The sequence below is a fragment of the Amycolatopsis sp. NPDC026612 genome, assembly GCF_040638285.1.
GTDB lineage: Bacteria > Actinomycetota > Actinomycetes > Mycobacteriales > Pseudonocardiaceae > Amycolatopsis.
In genome coordinates this window covers 115,504-132,863 of record NZ_JBEZYB010000009.1, presented here as the reverse complement: position 1 = coordinate 132,863, position 17,360 = coordinate 115,504, and the positions used below count along the sequence as shown (strand labels likewise).

Annotated in this window: 17 protein-coding genes and 1 pseudogene; 7 read left to right on the top strand and 11 right to left on the bottom strand. The window is 72.7% G+C overall.

The window, feature by feature from the left end; genetic code table 11:
• Positions 1-350: 350 nt before the first annotated feature.
• Together AB0F15_RS12625 and AB0F15_RS12620 are read left to right on the top strand one after the other, a co-directional pair.
• The gene (locus AB0F15_RS12625; protein ID WP_360269383.1) at positions 351-749 is read left to right on the top strand and encodes a cupin domain-containing protein; all 399 of its coding nucleotides are present in this window, start codon (positions 351-353) and stop codon (positions 747-749) included.
• Complete coding sequence (locus tag AB0F15_RS12620; RefSeq protein WP_360269381.1) at positions 746-1,480, top strand: SDR family oxidoreductase; 735 nt, start codon at positions 746-748, stop codon at positions 1,478-1,480. The genes AB0F15_RS12625 and AB0F15_RS12620 overlap by 4 nt, the downstream gene beginning before the upstream one ends.
• A gap of 39 nt (positions 1,481-1,519) precedes the next feature.
• Here AB0F15_RS12620 and AB0F15_RS12615 read toward each other — a convergent pair whose 3' ends face one another.
• Positions 1,520-1,885, bottom strand: coding sequence for a hypothetical protein (locus AB0F15_RS12615; RefSeq protein WP_360269380.1), 366 nt, complete (start codon positions 1,883-1,885; stop codon positions 1,520-1,522).
• Positions 1,869-2,777: an RNA polymerase sigma-70 factor gene (locus tag AB0F15_RS12610; protein ID WP_360269378.1), complete on the bottom strand. Its 909-nt coding sequence runs from the start codon at positions 2,775-2,777 to the stop codon at positions 1,869-1,871. Before AB0F15_RS12610 ends, AB0F15_RS12615 begins: the two co-directional genes overlap by 17 nt.
• Positions 2,778-3,145: 368 nt before the next feature.
• Between AB0F15_RS12610 and AB0F15_RS12605 the strand changes: the two genes are divergently transcribed.
• Positions 3,146-4,192 (top strand): ferritin-like protein, encoded by a 1,047-nt coding sequence (locus AB0F15_RS12605; RefSeq protein ID WP_360269377.1) that lies wholly within the window; start codon positions 3,146-3,148, stop codon positions 4,190-4,192.
• 69 nt (positions 4,193-4,261) lie between these two features.
• On the opposite strand, the gene AB0F15_RS12600 is transcribed toward AB0F15_RS12605, so the two are convergent.
• On the bottom strand, positions 4,262-4,510 hold the full coding sequence (locus AB0F15_RS12600) for a hypothetical protein (RefSeq protein ID WP_360269477.1): 249 nt from the start codon (positions 4,508-4,510) through the stop codon (positions 4,262-4,264).
• Between the two features lie 41 nt (positions 4,511-4,551).
• Positions 4,552-4,782, bottom strand: a pseudogene (locus AB0F15_RS12595) (low temperature requirement protein A); the annotation flags it as partial.
• Positions 4,783-5,134: 352 nt separating this feature from the next.
• On the opposite strand from AB0F15_RS12595, the gene AB0F15_RS12590 reads away from it, so the two are divergent.
• Positions 5,135-6,142: an RNA polymerase subunit sigma-70 gene (locus AB0F15_RS12590; RefSeq protein ID WP_360269375.1), complete on the top strand. Its 1,008-nt coding sequence runs from the start codon at positions 5,135-5,137 to the stop codon at positions 6,140-6,142.
• Positions 6,143-6,157: 15 nt separating this feature from the next.
• Here the strand turns inward: AB0F15_RS12590 and AB0F15_RS12585 are convergent, their stop codons facing one another.
• The 4 genes from AB0F15_RS12585 to AB0F15_RS12570 form a co-directional block, all read right to left on the bottom strand.
• Entirely contained in the window at positions 6,158-7,081 is a 924-nt protein-coding gene (locus AB0F15_RS12585) for an NADP-dependent oxidoreductase (RefSeq protein ID WP_360269373.1), read from the bottom strand.
• Positions 7,082-7,186: 105 nt separating this feature from the next.
• A complete protein-coding gene (locus AB0F15_RS12580) occupies positions 7,187-7,552 on the bottom strand; it encodes a MerR family transcriptional regulator (protein WP_360269371.1) in 366 nt (121 codons plus the stop codon).
• Positions 7,553-7,561: 9 nt separating this feature from the next.
• Positions 7,562-9,607 (bottom strand): ATP-binding protein, encoded by a 2,046-nt coding sequence (locus tag AB0F15_RS12575; protein ID WP_360269369.1) that lies wholly within the window; start codon positions 9,605-9,607, stop codon positions 7,562-7,564.
• A 129-nt stretch (positions 9,608-9,736) separates the two neighbouring features.
• Complete coding sequence (locus AB0F15_RS12570) at positions 9,737-10,615, bottom strand: alpha/beta hydrolase (protein ID WP_360269367.1); 879 nt, start codon at positions 10,613-10,615, stop codon at positions 9,737-9,739.
• A gap of 111 nt (positions 10,616-10,726) precedes the next feature.
• On the opposite strand from AB0F15_RS12570, the gene AB0F15_RS12565 reads away from it, so the two are divergent.
• Complete coding sequence (locus tag AB0F15_RS12565) at positions 10,727-12,652, top strand: BTAD domain-containing putative transcriptional regulator (protein WP_360269365.1); 1,926 nt, start codon at positions 10,727-10,729, stop codon at positions 12,650-12,652.
• Positions 12,653-12,660: 8 nt separating this feature from the next.
• Here the strand turns inward: AB0F15_RS12565 and AB0F15_RS12560 are convergent, their stop codons facing one another.
• Genes AB0F15_RS12560 through AB0F15_RS12550 form a run of 3 tightly spaced genes read right to left on the bottom strand, consistent with a single transcriptional unit; the run spans position 12,661 to position 15,522 of the window.
• A complete protein-coding gene (locus tag AB0F15_RS12560; protein WP_360269363.1) occupies positions 12,661-13,608 on the bottom strand; it encodes an NmrA/HSCARG family protein in 948 nt (315 codons plus the stop codon).
• A 12-nt stretch (positions 13,609-13,620) separates the two neighbouring features.
• Positions 13,621-14,571 (bottom strand): alpha/beta hydrolase, encoded by a 951-nt coding sequence (locus AB0F15_RS12555; protein ID WP_360269361.1) that lies wholly within the window; start codon positions 14,569-14,571, stop codon positions 13,621-13,623.
• A gap of 18 nt (positions 14,572-14,589) precedes the next feature.
• Positions 14,590-15,522 (bottom strand): NADP-dependent oxidoreductase, encoded by a 933-nt coding sequence (locus AB0F15_RS12550; RefSeq protein WP_360269359.1) that lies wholly within the window; start codon positions 15,520-15,522, stop codon positions 14,590-14,592.
• A 513-nt stretch (positions 15,523-16,035) separates the two neighbouring features.
• Here AB0F15_RS12550 and AB0F15_RS12545 point away from each other — a divergent pair.
• Both AB0F15_RS12545 and AB0F15_RS12540 read left to right on the top strand, forming a co-directional pair.
• Positions 16,036-16,539 carry a MarR family transcriptional regulator gene (locus AB0F15_RS12545; protein WP_360269358.1) on the top strand — a complete coding sequence of 168 codons (504 nt, stop codon included), beginning with the start codon at positions 16,036-16,038 and terminating at the stop codon, positions 16,537-16,539.
• A gap of 217 nt (positions 16,540-16,756) precedes the next feature.
• On the top strand, positions 16,757-17,332 hold the full coding sequence (locus AB0F15_RS12540) for an NAD(P)H-dependent oxidoreductase (protein ID WP_360269356.1): 576 nt from the start codon (positions 16,757-16,759) through the stop codon (positions 17,330-17,332).
• Positions 17,333-17,360: the final 28 nt, after the last annotated feature.

The window sequence follows — 17,360 nt, the reverse complement described above, 5'->3', positions numbered from 1 at the left end:
GCGAAGAGAAGCCAACCGGCACCATCCGCCTACTGTCGACCACACTCCGTGGGAGCAGGGCTCGATGACCCGGTTTGTCCAGGTGATGGCCAAGCCTCCGAGCCTGGGCGATCTCCGGCGCACGCAGCGATCAGCCACGTCTGTGACTATGCGCGCAGTAGATCCACGATGCGGTTTTGTGCCCACAGCACCGCAGTGTGCAGGGTCAGCGCGAACGGGTGCGAGTCTGTCGGAGGAGAGCATCTCCAGGCGGAGCCCCGGATGTCGCCGTCGCGATCCCGGCGCCAGTGAAGACAAGACAGCCCAAGACCCCGCGAGTCACAAACTGCCCGGCTGTCCGGTCCTAGCGGGTGCAACCGTTCGTCGAGGAGGTCTTTTCGATGTCATTGACCGTGTTACAGGAGGCGAAACCGCCCTTTGTTCCGGAGGGGGCGCACGCGATGACCATCGTCATCGAGTACCCGCCGGGCGACTCCGGCACGCCGCCGCACCGCCATCCCGGACCGGCCTTCGGCTACGTGCTGGAGGGCGAGATGGTGTTCGAGCTCGAAGGCGAACCGCCGCGCGTTGTGCGCGCCGGTGAGGCGTTCTGGGAGCCGGGCGGGGACGTCATCCACTACCAGGACGGCAACAACCGCGACGACGTTCCGGTGCGGTTCACCGTCACCATGCTCTGCGAACCGGGCAAGCCGATGGTCGATCTCGTGGACGAAGAAGAACTCCGGGCGAAAGGATGGTCGAAGAAATGAAGATCGCCGTCATCGGCGGGACCGGGCTCGTCGGCTCCCGAGTGGTCACGATCTTGACCAAGAACGGGCACGAGGCCGTCCCGCACTCGCCGTCCACCGGGCTGGACCTGCTCAGCGGGCGGGGCTTGCCCGAGGCGCTGGAGGGGGCCGAGGTCGTCGTCAACCTGACGAACTCGCCGACGTTCGACGAAGCGTCACCCGCGTTCTTCCGGACGACCATGGACAACCTGCTGGAGGCCGCCGGCGCGGCCGGCGTCGGCCACGCGGTCATCCTCTCGATCGTGGGCGCCGAACTGGTGCCGGACCTGGTCTACTACCGCGCCAAGGTGCTGCAGGAGGACATCCTCAAGGCCGGGCCCGTGCCCTACTCGATCGTCCGCGCCACGCAGTTCTTCGAGTTCATGGCCCCGACGATGTCCTGGACTTCCGACGAGAACGCCGTCCGCCTGCCCGCGACGCGCATCCAGCCCATCGCCGCGGACGACGTCGCCCAGGCGGTGGCCGAGGTCAGCATGGGCGCCCCGCTGCGGGGCACCCGGAACGTCGCCGGACCCGAGGTGTTCACCCTGGACGAGCTGGGCCGGATCACCCTCGCCGCCCAGGGTGACCAGCGCCGCGTCATCACCGACGACCGGGCCGGCCTGTTCGCGGCGGCCTCCGGCGACGCCCTCGTCGCCAAGGACGGGGCCGTCATGGCGAAGACCACCTACCGGGAGTGGCTGGCGCGCTGAGGAGGCCGGGCCCGCACGGCCAATGCGGTGCGGGCCCGGTCACCCGCGGTGCCAGCCACCCAGCTTGGCCGGGTTGAGCACGATCCAGAGCGCGGTGACCTTGGCCCCGGCCGTCTCGGCACCCACCACCGCGACGGCGCGGGAAGCGCGGCGCAGGGCGAGTCCGGCGCGGCCGTTGACGGACTCGACGGTCAGCTCGACGCCGACCTGCCCGCACAGCGATGTCATGACCAGCCGGGCGACGTCCACGGCACCGTGCGCAGGCCCGTCCGGGCCGGGCACCACTCCTCCGCCGTCGCACGTGGCGATGGCCTCGACGTCCAGGACGGCTGCGAGTGCGGTGCGGTCTCCCCGCCGGCAGGCGTCGGCGAACCGGCGGACGACCTGGTCATGCCGGTCGAGCACGCTCGGTCCCCACGGGCACCGCCTTGTTCTTCTCGGGGTTGACCAGCCACAGGACCTGATCGACGCCTTCGGTGGTGGCGCTGACGGTGAGCAGGCCGTACACGGCGCCGTCCCGGTGCAGCACCGCGGACGTCTGCCCGTTCGTGATCGCCCACTGCACGTCGACGCCGTCCCAGAACCAGCTGGAGATGGCCAGCAGGAACTTCGCCACGCGGGCCGCGCCGACGACCGGCGTGCGGGCGACGCCCTTCCGGCCGTTGCCGTCGGACAGGCTGGTCACGTCCGGCGTGAAGAGCCGTTCCAACGCGGTCAGGTCGCCGGAACGGGCGGCGGCGAGGAACGTGGTCAGCAGTTCGCGCTGCTCGGCCGCGGTCACCGGTGTGCGCCGTTCGGTCGCGATGTGCTTGCGGGCCCGGCTGACCAGCTGACGCACCGCGGGTTCGGTCGAGGACAGGATGTCGGCGATCTGCGCGTAGGAATAGTCGAAGGCTTCCCGCAGCACGTAGGCGGCACGTTCGTTCGGGGTGAGCTTCTCCATCAACAGCAGGGCCGCGAACTCCAGCGCCTCCCCGCGCTCGGCGCCCAGGTACGGGTCCGCGCCGGTGTCGACCGGTTCGGGCAGCCACGGCCCGATGTAGGTCTCACGCCGCTTCCGCGCCGACTGGAGGACGTTGATGGCCAGCCGGGTGGTCGTCGTGGCGAGGAACGCCTCCGGGCTGTCCACCGTGGACCGGTCGTAGGTCTGCCACCGCAGCCAGACCTCCTGCACCAGGTCTTCGGCCTCGGTGACGCTGCTGAGCATGCGATACGCGATCCCGAACAGGCGCGGCCGCACCTGGGTGAAGACAGCCGTGGCCGCCTCGAGATCGGCACCCGACCCGGAACCCGCCACCTCAAACCCCTCGTCTCGTGAGGCCCCACTCTACGAGGCCGGTCCCGAGGGCCACGGCAGCGCGGCCGGACTCCGGCCGGCACGGCGAGCCGGCCGGAGTCACCGGTGTTCTCGTCGCGGCGGGCCGGCTGCTTTCGGGGTGGTCACTTCGCCGGCGGCGGGTTCGGCGGGAGCCAAGGTCAGCCCGCTGCCGCCGATCACGACGATCTTCACGGTGTGCCTGCTCCTCCCGCGTCCCGGCCACTCCGGGGACGTCGTTCTCCAGCCAGGACAAGGCAGGCCCCCGGTTTGTGACAGCCCGGATGTCACAAACCGCGGTGGCGTCCTGTCCTGCCTGGAGACACCGACCTGACGAACCGAGGTACCGCATGGACCCCCGTGGCGCCCACGCCATCGACACGATCGACGATCTCCGCCGCCACCTGCAGTGGGCGATCGAGCTCGAGCACGCGACGATTCCGCCGTACCTGTGCGCGCTGTACTCACTGGATCCGGCCCGCAGTCCCGAGGCCGCCCACGTCGTGGGTACGGTCCTCGCCGAGGAGATGATCCATCTGGCGCTGGCCGCGAACCTGCTCAACGCCGTCGGTGGATCACCCCGGCTCGACACGCCGGACCTGCTGCCTCCGTACCCGCATCCGCTGCCGCACGGCGATCGGTCCGTGCACGTCCACCTGGCCCCGTTCGGCCCCGAAGCCCTCGAACTGTTCCTGCGCATCGAGCAGCCCGCGTCGGCGGACGCGCCGCCGCAAACCGACGAGTACCGGACGATCGGGCAGTTCTACGCCGCCATCGAGGGCGGCCTGCGCACGCTGTGCGCCGAGCTGGGCGAGGAGCAGGTGTTCAGCGGCGATCCGGCCCGGCAGATCGGCGAGCTCCACCTCCGGGGCGGGGGTGGCGAGGTGCTGCCGGTCCACGACCTGAAGTCGGCACTGGCCGCGCTGGCGGAGATCATCGAGCAGGGCGAGGGCGCCGCGCGTACGGACGTGTGGGACGGCGATCGCGACGTCTTCCACCCCGAGCGGGAAGAGGTCGCGCACTACTACCGCTTCCAGGAGCTGAAGGTGGGCCGCCGCTACCGGACCGGCGACACCCCGCAGTCCGGGCCGACCGGGGAGGCGATCGCGGTCGACCTCGACGGCGTGCTGCCGATGCGGCACAACCCGCGGACCGCCGACCACCCGCACGGCAGCCCCATCCGCGTCGCCCAGGAGGAGTTCAACCAGACGTACGGTCTTCTGCTCCACCAGCTGGAAGCGGCCTTCAACGGCAGCCCGGGCGGGATGATGGACGCCGTCGGCACGATGTTCGGGCTGCGCAAACAGGCGCTGGCGCTGATGACCATGCCGACCGGCGACGGGAAGACGACCGCGGGCCCGACTTTCGAGTACGTGCCACCCGAGCGGCGGACCTGAAGCACGGACGCCGTGCTCGCCGGTACCTCCCCTGACGGCGAGCACGGTGGCGCCCGGCCTTCTGCTTGCTCAGGCCGGATTTCCGCTTCCTTCCCGGGTGATCGTGAACGCGACCAGCAGGGCACAGGCCGCCGCGATCCCCGCGACCACGACCTCCAGGCTCGCGCCGAGTACCGCGAGCGCGGCGAAAATGCCGTAGTGCCCGTAGCCCCACAGGTAGGACCCTTCGCGGCGATCACGCAGCCCGTCCCCGGCCGGTTCCAGCCCACCGGCCGGGTGACCGGCGACAGGACGTCCGTCTCGGCAAAGACGAGCCACCCCAGCCAGCCGAGCTGCAGGACCGTGATGCCCGTGGCGTAACGGAACGCGGTCCGCCTGCGCGCCGGGTCCTCGACGCCGGCCCGCAGCCACTGCGCGACGAGCCCGATCCGCATGACGAGGTAGCCGGCCGCGACGGCGCGGTAGTCGGCGACGGCCGTGGCGGGCACCCCGGCGGCGAGGACGAGCACGCCGGCCATCTGCACCATGGCCAGCAGCCGGTACGCCACGTCATCGGTGTCGTAGGACGACGCGAACCAGGTGAAGTTCATCCACGCCCACCAGATCGCGAAGACGAGGTCGAACAGCAGCTCGAGCTGACTCGCCGCGCGATGCGGTTCGTCGATCGGGCGCGCGTGCATCCGGACACGGATCCGGATCCTGGTGCTCATCGGCGGCACGGGCTTGCTCCGTTCACTCGGCTGGTCGCGAGCTAGGACAGCGCAGCGCCGGTGTACGTGACCGGTACGGGAGATTCCGCCGCGTCTCTCACAACGAGGAGGAAAGGGGGAAGCGGTGAGCACGCGTCACGACAGGCCGCACGAGACGGCTTCACCGATGAGAAATCGTCCGCCACGTCGTCAGTTCTGGTAGCCCCCTCACACGGTGGAAGGATTGACGACCATGACCGACGCCAGACCGCTGGGCACCGACGAGGCCACGTTCATCGCGGCGGTCCGCTCCGGTGACACCGCGCGGTTCGCGCTCGTCACGGAGCGCCACCGGCGTGCGCTGCAGGTGCACTGCTACCGGATGCTCGCGAACTACGACGACGCCCAGGACCTCACGCAGGAGACGTTCCTGCGAGCGTGGCACAAGCGGGAGACGTTCCAGGGCCACGCCGCGCTGCGGACCTGGCTGTACCGGATCGCGACCAACGCCTGCCTCGACTTCCTGGAGAAGCGCACGGATCGCACACCCGTGCCGTCCGGGCTGCCGGACTCCGGCTCCGAGGTGCTGTACCTGCAGCCCTACCCCGACCGGATGCTTCCCGAGGACCCGCAGGACTCGGTGGTGGCGCGGGAGACGATCGAGCTGGCGTTCATCGTCGCCGTCCAGTACCTGCCGCCGCGGCAGCGGGCCGTTTTCGTCCTGCGCGACGTCCTCGGCTGGCCGGCGTCGAAGGCCGCCGACGCTCTCGAGCTGACCGTCGCCTCGGTGACCAGCGCGCTGCAGCGGGCGCGCGTGACGATGCGTGAGCAGCTGCCCGGCCGCCGCCTCGGCTGGCGCAGCCCCGCCCCTCACGAGCTGTCGGACGACGAGCGCGGCGTGGTGAAGTCGTACATCGACGCCCACGAGCGCAACGACCTCGACGCGCTGATCTCCCTGCTGCGCGACGACCTGCGCTTCGCGATGCTGCCCGAGGCGGGCACCTTGACCACGACAGCCGAAGACGCGGTCGACGGCTGGGTCTCCGGTGGGCTCTTCCAGCGCGGCCACGACGACTGGCGCGGTACCACCACCACGGTCAACCGCATGCCCGCCGCCGCGCTGTACCTCCGCACCCCCGGCGACCCGCAGCACCGGCTGTTCGCCATCGCGGTCCTCCACGTCGTCGACGGGAAGATCGCCGAGCTCACCGGGTTCGACGCCACCGGCAAACCCTGGCTGGACCTGCCCCCGGCACTGTGATCACACCTCCGGGGTTCAGGTCACCTTGATGACGACCTTGCCCGCGGTGTGCCCGCTCTCGACGGTGGCGAGGGCGGCCGGGGCGTCGGACAGCGGGTGGACCGCCGTGATCGGGGGTGCGAGGACTCCGTCGAGCGCCAGCCGGGCCGCGCGCTCCAGGTTCTTGCGGTCGAGGCGGCGCTCGACGAAACGGCCGCCGATGTCGGACACGGACTGATCGCCCACGGCGATGACGGTGCGGGGGTCCCGCGCCAGCGGGGCGACCGTCCGCAGCGAGGGACCGCCGACCAGGTCGACGATCCCGTCGAAGCCGCCGGGAACCAGCTCACGGGCCGCGGCGGCGACGTCCTCTGCGGTGTAGTCGACGAATCGCACCCCGGCGGTCTCGGCCGGCTCACGTTTGGCGGCACTGCCGGTGCCGACCACGTGCAGCTCGCGCGCCGCGGCCAGCCGGGCGACCGCGAGGCCGACCCCGCCCCCGACGCCGTTCACCAGGATCGTGGCGCCGGCCGGCAGGCCGAGCTGGTCGAGCGCGTCCACCGCGGTCGTCCCGGCCACCGGCAGCGTCGCCGCCACGGTGGCGGACAGGCCCGCCGGGATGCGCGCGGTGTTCGGCGCGGACAGCACCGTCGTCTCGGCGTAGGTGCCGCCGCCGGTGAGCGCGAAGCCGAAGACCGCGTCGCCCACCTCGAGCCCGTCGACGTCCTCCCCCAGGGCGAGCACGGTGCCCGCCGCTTCCATGCCCAGCACGCGCGGGAACGGCCGCCCGCCGTCGAACCCGGGAACCAGCCCCGCGCGCAGCACGTGGTCGAGCGGGTTCACCCCGGCGACGTCGACCCGGATCAGCACCTCACCACGCCCCGGAACGGGATCGGGGCGGTCGAAGAGCTCCTGCACTTCCGGGCCGCCGTGCCTGCCGAAACCCCATGCCTGTCCCATTTTCGCGCCTTTCGGACGACCGGCCCGGTCGTTCCGGGCTCTGCGGCCATCCTGATCGCTGACACCGGTGTCAGAGGCAACCGGATGAGGCGCGGGTCACACCTCTCAAGCCAGCTTCGCGCGGTGCCGGCTGTTGACGTCGAGCAGCACGTCGAGCGCGTCCCGGGTCTCGGTCAGGTGCGCGATCTCCGTGTCGATCCGGTCGCGCTCGCGCTGCATCGCGGCGAACGCGAACTCGACGACCCCCAGGTCGCCGGGAGTCTCGACGCACGGCAGCACCATCGCGATCACCCGGCTGGACAAGCCCGCCTCGAACAGCTGCCGGATGAGCGACACCCGCTGGACCCCGGCGTCGGAGTAGTGGCGCTGCCCGGCGGCGGAGCGGGCGCTGGTCAACAGGCCCTGTTCTTCGTAGTACCGCAGGGAACGCGGACTCACGCCGGTGCGCCGGGACAACTCGCCGATCCTCATACCGAGAAGTTACGCCCGCGTGGGTCGGGACGGCGCCGGTGCGGTGGCTGCCTGCCGCAGGTGCTCGACGAGCCGTTCCCGGGCCAGGGCCAGGTGACGCCGGTAGGTGCCGTAGGGCACCCCGAGCCGCCGGGCGGCGGCCTTGTGGGTGCGGGAAGCCGTGATGTAGGTGGCAGTGAGCGCCTCGTGGGCCTTGACGCCCACGGGGTCGGTCTGCAGCGCGTCGAGCGCGGCCGTGATGGCGCCGCGCAGGTCCGCCACCGGGTCGGCCGAGTCCGGTGGCACGAGGGGGGAGCGCAGCAGGACGTTCGTCGCGAATTCGCGCCGGGTGTGCCACGTGCGCAGCGCCTCGAGCACGCCTTCCTCGAACGCGGCAGGCGGCAGCCGGTCGCCCGGGTCACTCGTGGCGGCGGTCCCGGGCCAGGTCGCCACGGGCGTGACCACGGCGCCGGCCCGGTCCCGCACCCACTGGTCCACGGTTTGCCGTCGCCAGTCCCGGCCGAAGACGTGCTGGCGGAGCCCGCCGACGTCCACGGACACGACCTCCGGCATCCCGGCTTCGGCGAGGTAGCGCCCCCACTGGGCGGCGTCTTCGAAGACGGTGAAGGTCGCCGCGCGGCCGCGGGCCCGCATCTCGTCGGCGATGGTGCGCCGGCTGATGAGCTCCATGAAGGGCGAGGGCCGCTGGTGCCCACCCGGTTGCACCGCGAAGCGGCGGACGCCCAGGTGCTCGCCCGGCCCGAGCGGAGCGGCCGCCTCCACGCTGTCCCAGACCGCCGCGATCACCGGATCCTCGGCCGTGTCTTCGGGCAGCCGCGCGTCCAGCCGCAGGATCGCCATGAACGCCACCGGCGCTCCGGAACCCGCGTACCGGTAGACGCGGAAGGCCCCCGGCCGGCGCCGCAGCCAGTGCGCGACCGCGGCCGCCGACGCCGGCCCTTCCGCTTCCTCCGCCATGTCCAGGACATCGGGCACGTCGGCGGGCCGCAGCGGGGCCTCCTCGATGTGGGGGTGCGCGCGCCAGCTGTACAACTCGTCCGGGCCGTCCTGGTCGCGGAAGAGGAACATCCACTCCGCGACCCGCACCAGCGCGTCGTCCTCCGACGCGCTGCGCACCGCCTGCAGGCCCGCGACCGAGACGCGGACGCGGACGTCGTCGTAGCGCTCGGGATCCCGCCAGCGCAGATCGGCCGCCAGTGTCGCGCGCACCGCGTCGTGCGGGTGCAGCCCCTCGGGCGAGACCTCGATGTAGGGGAGCTGGCGCAGCCACGAGAACACGGCGCCGGTGTCCTCCTCCCCCAGCACCGCGCGCAACAGCGGCTCGCGCGTGACGTAGGCCTGCGCAACGACCTCGAGCGCACGCCGGTGAGCGGCGCCGGGCAGCTCGCCCACCAGCCGCTCGACCAAGGTCGTCAGCACGTCACCGGTCGGTTCCCACGGCGCGCCCGGCGCCGCGACGGGCACCGAGGCGGCGAGGGAAAGGGCGAGCGGACTGCCCCCGGCGAACGCGACGAAAGCGCCACGCTGCACAGCGGGAACACCCCGGGCGGCCAGCAGGGCGTCGGAGCGGGCGGCGTCGAGTGGCCGGACGGCCAGCTCGGCGAAGAGCTGCGCCCAGCCGGGATCCAGCGACCACTCGGCGTCGGGGGCGACCCGGCCGGCCAGTACCACGACCGCCTCGTCGGCGAGCCGCAGCAGGAAAGTCTCGCGCAGCCACGACTCCAGCGACTGACACTGCTCGAAGGTGTCGATGAGCAGCACCGCGCCGGGTTCGGCGCACGCCGGTGCCGCGGCCTCCTCCAGCCGGCGCGGGTCGCCGTCGAGGAACCGGGCCTCCACGGGCACCACGAGACGTCCGGCCAGCTCGGCCTGCCGGGCGGCGTAGCGCAGCAACGCGGACTTGCCGATGCCGCCGGGACCGTGCAGGTACGCCACCACCGGAGCGTCCGGCGCTCCGGCCAGCATCCGGTCGAGCACCGCCCGCTCCGGCTCCCGGCCCACCAGCGCATCGGCGCGTGCCGCGGCCAGCCGGGCCGCCAGTCCCGTCGCACCCAATCCGGGCTCCTCTCGTCACGGCCATTTTGCCGCCGCAGATCCGAATGGTGAATCGTGTCCGGTGTGGACAGCGTCACGAATCCGGTGGGAAGGCCCGGCTCGCTGAGCGCGCGGACCGGGAAAGCGCATTCAGCGGGCCAGCAGGTCCCGGATCGCCGCCGTGATCTCGCCAGGCGCTTCCTCCGCCATGAAGTGCCCCGCGCGGGTCAGCCGGTGGTCCAGGTCCGGCGCCCACGCCTTCCACACCCCGGCGGCGTCGTAGCCCAGCTGCGCGCCCCAGTCCTGCTGGACGACGGTCACCGGCATGGCCAGCTGCGAACCGGCGTCCAGGTCGGCCTGGTCGTGCGTGACATCGATCCCCGCCGAGGCCCGGTAGTCCGCGACGATCGACGGCACCGCCGCCGCACTGGCCCGCAGGTACTCGGCGCGGACCGCCGCCGGGATCGCGGCCGGGTCGTTGGCCCAGGTGTCGAGGAACGAGCCGAAGAACGCGTCCGCGCTGTTCGCGATCATCGTCTCCGGCAGGCCGGGCGGCTGCGCCATCAGGAAGAGGTGGTAGCCGACCGCCGCCGGGACCCCGTGCAGGACGTTCCACATGTCCAGCGTCGGGACGACGTCGAGGATGCCCAGGTGCGAGACGGTCTCGGGGTGGTCCAAGCCCGCCCGGAAGGCGACCAGGGCGCCCCGGTCGTGGCCGACGAGGGCGAAGCGCTCGTGGCCGAGTGCCGCCGCCAGTGCCACGACGTCGGCGGCCATGGTGCGCTTGGCGTACACGTCCTCGCCGTCGGCCGGCGGCTTGTCGCTGGCGCCGTAGCCGCGCAGGTCGGGGCAGATCACCGTGTGCTCGCCGGCCAGCCGCTCCGCGACGTGCCGCCACATCAGGTGCGTCTGGGGGAAACCGTGCAGCAGGACCACCGGGCTGCCGCTGCCGCCGACCGCGGCAGCCAGCTCGACACCGCCGGCACCGGGCAGGCGGACGTGGTCGAAACCGGGAATGGAGGGTGTCATCGAAGGCCGTCTTCCGGATCGGGAACCTGACCCGGCCAGCGTGGGCGACGGCGATCAGCAACCGATCAGTGCGCCCGGGCGCACCCGGTCGCGGGCACCGATGATGGGGGCATGCGAATCGACGTGCTCGGCGCCGTGCGGGCCATGGGCGACGACGGCACTCCCGTCGACCTCGGTGGTCCCCGCCACCGCGAGGTGCTCGCCAGGCTCGTCGCCGCCGAGGGGCGAATGGTCACCACCGGCACCCTGGTCGGCGACCTGTGGCTCGAGCCGCCGGCCCGCGCGGTCGGGGCGTTGCGGACGTTCGTCGCCGCGCTGCGCCGCGCGCTCGAACCCGGCCGGCCACCCCGGACACCGCCGCGGGTGCTCGTCACCGAAGGTCCCGGATACGCGCTGCGCCTGCCCCGCGAGCACGTGGACGTCCACCGGTTCGAGGACGCGCTCGCCCGGACCCGCCACTCCCCCGGCGCGGTGACCGACCTCGGTGCGGCGCTCGCGGAGTGGCGCGGGCCCGCCTACGCCGACGTGCCCGATTCGCCGTGGGCGCAGCGGGAGCGCAACCGGCTGGAGGAGCTGAGGCTGGCGGCGCTGGAACTCCGCGCCGGCATCCTCCTCGATTCGGGGGAAGGCGCCGATCTCGTCGCCGAACTCGGCGCCCACGTCGCCGAACACCCGTGGCGCGAGCCGGCCTGGGGACTGCTGGCCCGCGCCCTGCACCGCGCCGGCCGCCAGGCCGACGCCCTCGCCACCCTCCGCCGCGCCCGCCGGATGCTCGTCGACCAGCTCGGACTGGACCCCGGCGCCGACCTGCAACGCCTGGAGGCCGGCATCCTCGCCGGACCCGCCGGTGGCGCACCGTGGACCGGATCCGCGGTCCGGCTCGGCCCGCGCACCACGGTGGACCTGGCCCGCACGCTCGCACTGGCGGGCGGCGAAGCCCTCGTCCGCTCCCGGCGCGACCGCCTCGCCGCGATCCGCGCGGCGGAACGCACCGGCGACCTTCCCCTGACCGCCCGGATCATCGGCGCCTACGACGTACCCGCCATCTGGAGCCGCGCCGACGACCCCGGGCAGTCCCAGGCCGTCGTCGCGGCCGCCGAACGCACGCTCACCGCGCTCGGCCCGGACGGTCCCGCCGACCTGAGAGCGCGTCTCCTGGCCACGATCGCCCTCGAAAGCCGCAGCGCCGACCTGGCCGCGGCCGGGCTGAGCCGCGCCCGGCAGGCAGCGCACCAGGCCGAGGCGCTGGCCCGGGAGCAAGCCGATCCCGCCCTGCTGGCGTTCGCGCTCAACGGCGTGTTCCTGCAGTCCTTCACCCGGCCGGGCCTCGCGGCCGCCCGAGACGCGATCGGCGCCGAAATCCTCGACCTGGCGACCCGTCACGACCTGCCGAACTTCGCCGTGCTCGGCCGGCTCATCCGCCTGCAGTCCGCCTCGGCCCGCGGTGACCTCGACACCGCGGCCGCGCACGCGACGGCGGCCGAAGAACTCGCCGCCAGGGCCGAGTCTCCCTTGGTCGCGGTCCTCACCGCCTGGTTCCGGGCCCGGGTGACGGCCGCCCGCAGCACCGAACCCGGCGGACCGGCGCCCGCCGCAGCGGCGGCGCAGTACCGTGCTGCCGAAGAAGCCCTCCGGACGGCCGGAATGCCGGGACTGCACCGCGGCCTGTTCCCGCTCGCCCTGCTGGGTCTGCGTCTCCTGCACGACCGCGCGGCGCCCACCGACCCGCACCTCGACTGGGGCCCGTACCTGCACTGGGCGCGTCCCCACGTGCTGCTCGCCCAAGGCCGGGCGGAGGAGGCCCGCGCCGCCCTCGCGGCCGCGCCGGAACCCCCGCACGACCACGTGCAGGAGGCGCTGTGGTGCCTGGTCGCCCACGCCGCGGCGCGCCTCGGCGAACGCACGGTCGCCGCGCGGGCCGCGACGGTCCTGCGGGACGCCCGCGCGGAAGACGCCGGCGCCGCCAGCGGACTGCTGACCCTGGGCCCGGTGGCCCGGTATTCGGCGGAGGCGGAGGCCTGCGCGGCGCAGGAATGAGCCGCCGGTCAGGCCGGCCGGACCGCCTCGACGTGCTCGTTCAGCCAGGTGCGGAACGTCTGCAGGCGCGGGTTGAGCGACCGGACCAGGTCGAGATCGCGGGCACCGACGAAGTCGCGCTCGCCTTCGACGTAGAACTGGAACATGTTGCCGAACTCGTCACCCGCAGGCAGTCCGAGCGCGCGGAACCGGTCGGGCGTGAGCGGCCGGTAGTCGACCGGTTCGCCCAGTGCGTCGGCGAACGCGGCGGCGTACTGGGCGCCGGTCAGGTGTTCACCCGCGATGCTCACGGTCTTGCCCACGTACTCGTCGCCGGCGGCGAACACTCCGTAGGCGGTGCGGCCGATGTCCTCCGCCGCGATGCCCGGCAGTGCGGACTCACCGATCGGCAGGGTGAGCACGAGCCGGCCGTCCTCGCCCCGCATCGGCCCGGTGCCCTGGGTGAACCCTTCCCAGTAGAAGGTGCTCCGCAGGTAGGTCGTCGGCACCCCCGAGTCGCGGAAGAACGCGTCCGCCTCGGCCTTGGCGTCGAAGTGCGGGACCGTGTAGCGGTCCTGCAGCACCGGGACCCGCTGGTCGGACACGGGGATGACCTCGCGGGTGTCCTCCAGCGTCGACCAGACGACGTGGGCGACCCCGGCCGCTTTCACGGCACGGGCGGCTGTCGCGGCCTGTGCCAGTTCGACGTCGGCGGACATGGACTCCCAGAAGTTGGTCACCACGTAAGCGCCGTGAGCGCCGTCGAACGCCTTGCGCAGGGACTCCTCGTCGTCCAAGGTCGCCTCCACCACCTCGGCGCCACGCTCGGCCAGCGCCCTGGCCTTCGCCGAGCCTGCGTTCCTGGTGACGGCCCGGGCGGCGAACGGACCGTCGGGAGCGTCCAAAATGGCCCGGACGAGACTGCCTCCCTGTGCGCCCGTCGCACCCAGCACCGTGATGATCTTCTTGTCATTCATGAGTTTTCCTTTTCAGATCGACTTGAGGACCCGGACGCGGTCGGCGATGGCGCGCCGCGCGACGTCGGACCCGAAAGCGATCGAGTCGAATTCGTGCGGAGCACCGGGGTGCAGGTGGAATTCCACCGGCACGCCGGCTTGGCTGAGCTTGGTGGCGTAGGCGATGTCTTCGTCGCGGAAGACGTCGAGCTGGCCGACCTCGATGTAGGCCGGGGGCAGGCCGGTCGCGTCGTCGAGACGGGCCGGCGCTGCCGTGGCGGGGACGTCGGGGCCGCCGGCGGCGTCGCCCAGCAGGGCCGGCCACGCGGTGCGGCTGTCGTCGTAGGACCACAGCACGTAGGGCGCGATGTGCGGGTCGGGAGCAGGGATGCGGTCGTCGAGCATCGGCATGAGCAGGATCTGACGGGCGATCTTCGGGCCGCCGCGTTCGCGGGTGAGGATCGTCAGCGCCGCCGCCATGCCGCCGCCGGCGCTGTCGCCCATGACGCCGATCCGCTCCGGGTCGACGCCCAGTTCCGCGGCGTGCTCGTGCAGCCAGCGCAGCGCGGTGTAGGCGTCCTCGAGCGGGGTCGGGAAGGGGTGCTCGGGGGCGCGGCGGTACTCGACCGACAGCATCGGCACGCCGCTGGCGGAGACGTAGCGGGCGACCGGTCCGTCGAACAGGTCGATGTGGCCGAAGATGTACCCGCCGCCGTGGAAGAACAGCACGGCCGGGCCGGGTGCCGCGCCGTCCTTGGCGTACCAGCGCATCGTGATCCGGGCGCCGTCGTCCGCGGTCGCGTGGTACTCGCGCGTCTTGACGTCGGCCGGGATCGGCTGGGCGGTGCTCGCGGCGCCGATGATCGGCTCCCACATGGCGCGGCGCGCCGCGATGTCGCCCACGGCCGGTGGTGTGGCGTCCGCCATCGCGCCGGCCATCGGGGCCAGCGCCTCGGCGATTTCGGGATCGAGGCTCAGTGACATGGTTCGTGCCTTCCGGAATCAGGCGGTGGCCGGGACGACGATGGCCTTGCCGTGCACGGTTCGGGCGTGCAGGGCAGGCAGCTCGGCCAGCGGCACCCGCTCGGCGACGTCGATGCGCAGTTCGCCGCGGTCGACCTGCGCGACCAGGTTCGCCAGCTGGTCGGCGTCGCTGCGGACGAACAGGTCGATGCCGCGCACGCCACGGTCTTCGTCGGAGGGCGCGGGCATCCACACGGTGGTGTTGACGAGCACTCCGCCGGGGCGGACCAGGGTGAGCAGCGCGCTCAGCTCGGCCGGGTCGACCGGGGCGAGGTTGAGCGCCAGGTCGACGGGTTCGGTCACGGCGTCGGTCACCGCGGTGGTGGTGTGGTCGATGATCTCGTCGGCGCCGGCCGCCTTGACCGCGTCACCGCTGCGCGGGCTGGCCGTGGCGATGACGTGGGCGCCCGCGTTGTGCGCCAGCTGGATGGCGTAGCCGCCGACCGCGCCACCGGCGCCGTTGATCAGCACGCGCTGGCCGGCGGTCAGCTTTCCGTGGTCGAACAACGCTTGATACGCGGTGAGAGCCACCACCGGGAGGGCCGCGGCGTCGGCCAGCGGGACGCTCTTCGGGGCCGCCGCGAGGGCCTCGACGGGGGCGAGGACGTACTCCGCGGCGGCGCCCGGCTTGTCCATCGGCAGGAAGCCGACGACCTGGTCACCGACCGCGAGGCCGTCCAGTCCCTCGCCGAGCGCGTCGACCGTGCCGGCGACGTCGAAGCCGGGCGTGTGGGGCAGCTCCACCGGGATGGGGCCCTGCATGAACCCGGCCCGGATGTTGCCGTCGACGGAGTTGAACGACGTCGCGGCGACGCGGATCCGGACCTGCCCGGCCGCCGGGACCGGCTGCTCGACGTCCTCGTAGCGCAGGACGTCGGGGCCGCCGTACTCGTGGAAACGCACTGCCTTCATCGGAGTCTCTCCTGTTCTTGCTTCGAGTTCGAAGCAACTGGGATGAACACTAGTCTTGCTTTGAATTCGAAGCAAAGTGATGTGGGGCACGCACCCTCAGCGGGGCGGGCCGAGAACGACGTTGCCGGACAGCCCGGCGGCCTCGGCGAGCAGCTGCGGCGTGATCCCGAAGCCTGGAACGGTGGAGCCTCGCCCTTGCTGACGTCGAAGCGGCCCACGGTCAGCTGCCCGCCGGTCGCTTCGGCGTCGAGCAGGACGCTGAAGACGCTCCCGCCGATCCACTCGAGCTGTTGCTGGTCCTCCCACTGGGCGAGGCAGGGAATGCTCACGGCCGGTCCTCGGGATCCACGGACAGCGGCGCCGTCCTCCTGACCGCCACCCTCCGCCACGCCACTGCCCGATCTCCACGGTCCGCGGTGCTCACTCGCGCCCAACGCTGCCCACCTCGGACGCTCGCGAAGCACGGCCCGGCAGAGCCACGCTCTTCGAATTCGAAGCAGTACACTGGGCGCCATGCCCGATTCGCCGCCGTCGCTCGATCCCGTGCAGCTCGGCGCCTACTTCGACCTCATCGAGGTGACCAGCCTGCTCCGCCACGCGGTCGAGCAGCAGCTGCGCGAAGCCGGCGACCTCAGCTACGTGCAGTTCCAGCTGCTGGCCCGCCTCGGCGACTCGCCGACCGGCAGCCACCGCATGACCGATCTCGCCGACGGCGTCGTCTACAGCCGCAGCGGCCTCACCTACCAGGCCGGTTTGCTCGAGAAAGCGGGCCTGGTCGTCCGCGCTCCCTCTCCGGACGACGAGCGGAGCGTCACCGTCACCATCACCGACGCCGGTCGGGCGCTGCTGGCGAGGGTGCTGCCCGGGCACATCGAGGTGGTCAGCGGCCTGCTCTTCCGACCGCTCTCGCGTGACGACGTCAAGGCCCTCGCCGGCCTGCTGGCACCGGTGCGCGACCACATGCGCTCGACGCCTCCTCGGTCGGCCGCGCCCCGCCGACGCACGAAGGGGAGCTGAGGACTCGGCAAGCCCGCTCGCCGCGTGAGCAGTGCTGAGCACGCTTGGGCAACACCGGGTGTGGCGGCCGGGCAGCGGCACGGCGCAGGGTCTCCAGCAAGGGGACGGCGCCGCCGTTCCCCCTGGACCACGGGACGGGGCCGGCCGGCTCGGCACCGGGTCCCGGCGCAAAGGACGAGTTCCCTTCGATGACGAACCACTCGGCTGCAGTGCCGCGATGAGGCCCTTCACCTGGAGTCCGGTGTCCTTGGCCGTCGTGAGCGCCGGTCTCGGCCATCCGTGTCCGGCTCGCCTCCTCGCGGACGGGATCGCGGAGGCCGTCTGCCGGTCGCTGGCGGCGGGTGGTGCGCGCGCCGAGGTGGAAGTGCTGGAGCTGCACCGGCTGGCGCCCGACCTCGCCCAGCACTCGGCCCAGGGCCGCGCCAGCCGCGACCTGCGGGAGGCGATCGCGGCGGTCGTGGCGGCCGACGGGCTGGTGGTGGCGACCCCGGTGCTCGCCGCGGCCCCGAGCGAGGTGTTCGACGCGTTCTTCGCCGTCCTCGGGGCCGGAGTCCTCTCCGGCATGCCGGTGCTGCTGGCGGTCGACAGCAGTTCCCGCCGGCCGCCACCCGACCTCACGCAAGGGGTGCGGCGGCGCCTGACCGGCGTGCACGCCGAGCTCGTGCCCACGGTCGTCGTCGCCGGCCCCGAGGACCGGGAGCGCTCGGCGCCCGGCGCCTCGGGACGGTTGTCCGACCACATCGACCAAGCCGCCGCCGAACTCGCCGCGGCGATGCGAGCGCACCGGCGGTGAAAGCCGGTTTGACGCGCTCCTGCCCGGC